At 52.9% G+C, this 3,382-nt stretch carries 5 protein-coding genes; 3 read left to right on the top strand and 2 right to left on the bottom strand.

What is annotated here, in order from left to right:
• On the top strand, window positions 1–419 hold a 419-nt coding region (locus tag ABJQ89_RS14185; protein WP_348496841.1), incomplete at its 5' end, for a TetR/AcrR family transcriptional regulator.
• A gap of 1 nt (window position 420) precedes the next feature.
• On the opposite strand, the gene ABJQ89_RS14180 is transcribed toward ABJQ89_RS14185, so the two are convergent.
• On the bottom strand, window positions 421–969 hold the full coding sequence (locus ABJQ89_RS14180; RefSeq protein ID WP_348496840.1) for an XRE family transcriptional regulator: 549 nt from the start codon (window positions 967–969) through the stop codon (window positions 421–423).
• Between the two features lie 88 nt (window positions 970–1,057).
• Here ABJQ89_RS14180 and ABJQ89_RS14175 point away from each other — a divergent pair, with 88 nt between their 5' ends.
• Together ABJQ89_RS14175 and ABJQ89_RS14170 are read left to right on the top strand one after the other, a co-directional pair.
• Complete coding sequence (locus ABJQ89_RS14175) at window positions 1,058–1,759, top strand: AzlC family ABC transporter permease (RefSeq protein ID WP_348496839.1); 702 nt, start codon at window positions 1,058–1,060, stop codon at window positions 1,757–1,759.
• Window positions 1,749–2,048 (top strand): AzlD domain-containing protein, encoded by a 300-nt coding sequence (locus tag ABJQ89_RS14170; RefSeq protein WP_348496838.1) that lies wholly within the window; start codon window positions 1,749–1,751, stop codon window positions 2,046–2,048. Before ABJQ89_RS14175 ends, ABJQ89_RS14170 begins: the two co-directional genes overlap by 11 nt.
• Window positions 2,049–2,111: 63 nt before the next feature.
• Here the strand turns inward: ABJQ89_RS14170 and ABJQ89_RS14165 are convergent, their stop codons facing one another.
• The gene (locus ABJQ89_RS14165) at window positions 2,112–3,077 is read right to left on the bottom strand and encodes a hypothetical protein (protein ID WP_348496837.1); all 966 of its coding nucleotides are present in this window, start codon (window positions 3,075–3,077) and stop codon (window positions 2,112–2,114) included.
• Window positions 3,078–3,382: the final 305 nt, after the last annotated feature.

The following is a 3,382-nucleotide window of genomic DNA, read 5'->3' as shown; positions in this document are numbered from 1 at the left end:
CATTGCTCTTTGATATCCTTGATAGCTACTTGATGGCTTTGCGGGATTGTATGGCCGCTCTCGCGTTGGTAGGTCTGTCGCCGCGTGCGCAATTACTGCTTTTCGTGACAGAGACATTGCTTGCTTATGATGGCATGGATGCGGAGCATAAAATCCAGACCGAAGGTATCGCATCGCTAGAACCTGCCAAGCAAAATATCTTGCGCAATTACCAACGCGATATGGTGCGGCAGCTAAGCGACATACTCGGTCAATGCGCACCTGACTTAGCGCAAGATCCCAAACGATTGCAGGCAACAGCAATGTCGGTCTTTGGCATGCTCAACTGGTTCTATATGTGGCAACCAAAAGCGGATCACGCGGCGCGTAAAGACTATGCAGGCCTTGTGACGGGTTTGGTCATGGACGGCGCGCGCTAGATCAGCCTTTGGTTTCCATCAGAACAATCATTTGGGTCTTGGGTACGAGTGCTTCATAGCTATGAGCAAGGTCGGCAGGGTAGCGAAAATAATCGCCTGAATTGAGAACCTCTTCGGCGCCTTGAGGGCCAACGCGGGCCTGTCCTGTCGCTATGATCACATGCTCAAATGTGCCACTTGGATGCGCTGTGGAACGACGAATGTCTCCGGGTTCTAAATTGACACGGTACAGATCGCGGCGGGTGTCAGGCGGGCAATTTGCGAGCAGCGTTGTGCGATAGCTGGCCTGATCGGAACCGAGCGTTTCACCCTCATAAGCTCGCAAAAGATGGATTTCGGGCTGCTTGACCTCAAACAAGGTCGCGAAGGGAACATTCAAAGCAGTGGCAATGGCCCATAAGGTTTCAACGCTGGGATTGCCCTTGCCGGACTCTAGTTGCGAAAGGGTCGATTTGGCCAAGCCAGCACTCGCGGCAAGGGTGGACAGGTTCATGCCGCTCCGCTGGCGCTCTCGCTGAATAGCGCTGGCGATCAGATCATTTGGCGTCATTTTGGTCCTCAAAAAAGAACTGTTGCTCAATCTTTATAACGAACATACGTTCGCTATACTGAACACTGTTTTATAAAGAAGATCAACCATGAGCCAAGATGATATATCGCCTATCGCAGAAATCTTGCTAGGTGCTCGGGATATGTTGCCAATGACCTTAGCGGCGTCGACGTATGGCATTGCCTTTGGTCTTTTGGCGACGCAATCGGGTTTTTCCCTTTTGCAAATTCTCAGCATGAGCGCCTTTGTCTATGGCGGATCAGCGCAGTTGGTCGCGCTTGATCAGCTCGTGGCAGGGGCGGGTGTTGGCGCGGCTGTTCTGGCAGGCGCTGCGCTAAATATGCGTGTTTTGCTGATCACGGCAAGCATGCGCGATGCGATGGTGGGTCGCCCATGGTGGCAAGTCCTGATGGGCGTGTATCTGGCGACGGATGCGTCGATTGCGTTGATGCAAACGGGCAAAAGTCGTCGTGCCTTGTCCAGCTATTGGTATCTTTTCGGGGGCGGTACGTCGCTATTGATCGCGTGGATTTTCACAACGAGCATTGGCGGTATTCTATCCAAGGGCATTCCTGACCCAACACGTTTTGGTTTGGACTTCGCGCTGGTCGCGGTTTTTGTCGCGATGCTGCCGGGGCTTTGGCGTGGACGCGCTGACATATTGCCGTGGATCGTTGCGGGAGGTACGGTTTTGACCTTTGCCACGATGTTTCCTGCGCAGTCCAGTTGGGCGCTAATTTTGGGTGCCGTGTTGGGCGGTGTGACGGCAGGAGTGGTTCGTGGAGACTGAAATCTGGCTCACAATATTGGGGCTTGGCGTTGCCAGTTACGCCATCCGCTTGGGTGGTTTTCTATTGGCGCTGCGTTTGCCGCGAACGGGGCCCTGGGCCCGAGGCATGGACGCCCTCCCCGGGTGTTTGATCATGTCGCTGGTGGCGCTGATGATGCTGAAAGCGGGGCCGCTGGAACAGGTCGCTTCACTTTTTGTTTTACTCATCGCTGTTAAAACCCGAAACCTGCCTATCTCGATGATCGCAGGTATGATCTTTGTCGCTGGCGCGCGCTTGATGGGGTTTTGAACAGTTCCAATGATCAAAAACGGCAGACGGGTGGGACGCGCCTGCCGTTCTTTGGACTGGCCCTTACTTCACAAGGGCAGTCGCAAATCCAACACCGCCAAAGACAAGCAGGTTGGGAATGAACGCGCAGTCTGCGCATAGCTCTGGTTCGGAAAACCGCATGGAGGCCATGCGCACATTTGTTCCGAGCACATAGTGAATATCAGTCGCGTCCTGTGCAAATTCCAATACCTTAGAACCGGGCGTGCGATCGACATGGGTGAACGTATCGCCATACTCTTTGGTGAAGTTGGTTAGAATGGAATCCTCGCCCGTATCTGGCAGACCTGCCAACACAATATTGATGTCGGGATCGGCCATTGCGGCGCGAATGTCTTCGGCGGTTTTCAAATCACCTGCGCCTTCTGGCAGGGGAACATTGGTGCGCACAACGGACATGTTCAGCGGGTAATAGGCTGGCGAGATGTCAGAGATGCTCTTGCGACGTTTGTTGATCGCATAGGCGCCCGCGATAACGTCGTAACAACCGTTCACCTCACGGCCGTCGGCGGTGCAATCAAGATCATCAGAGGTCGAAAGCCAGCGGTACATATCGTTGTTGCCCGCTGAATCTGTGTACTCGACCCAGTTGAACTGAATGTCAGTCTCATATTGCGCGTTCAATTTTTCCTGCATCATGTTCCAGAAATCGACGGACAAACCAACAGGAATTGACTTGTCGGCTTCGCTCGGAATGGCCCAAGGCGCACCAACGCCAATCCAACCAAGGCGGATGGACTTAGTTTCCAAGATGTGACTGAGCAAAGAGCCTTCTTGTACGGTTGGGTATGGGTGATCCTTGGAATTTACCAAGGTTGGATCAGACAAATCAGGAGCTGGCAGGCCATATTTTTCCAAGATGCCGGGATAGCGCGGATCTTCGATCGCTTCTCCCATGGCAGCGACCATGGCCGCTTTCAGGTTTTCTTGTGCAGCAACTGGACCAGCAATCGCGAGCGCGGCGAGAGCCGCGAATAGTGATTTCTTCATCTTATTGTATCCTCTGTTATCCCGATCCGCGCGTGCCAATGGGCCATGCTTCTCGGGTCTCCTCCTATCCGGTGGAAACGACGCCAATAGTTGTAAGGTGGTGCCCAATTCGGCAGAGCCACTGGATGGCGGTTACTATGCACAGGTGGTCGAATTTACCCTTATCAAAAGACCTCGGGACGCGTATCAATAATTTTGACGCAATGGTTTTGTTTAATATTTACCAATGCTTCGAAGCTTTTTGACGGAACTGACACCCTTTAAGACGCTTTTCATAAATAGCAAAAGGTAGAGCTAAAAATGAC

Origin of the sequence: Planktotalea sp. (genome assembly GCF_039984035.1) — a bacterium.
GTDB lineage: Bacteria > Pseudomonadota > Alphaproteobacteria > Rhodobacterales > Rhodobacteraceae > Planktotalea.
This window is presented reverse-complemented; position numbering and strand designations above follow the sequence as displayed.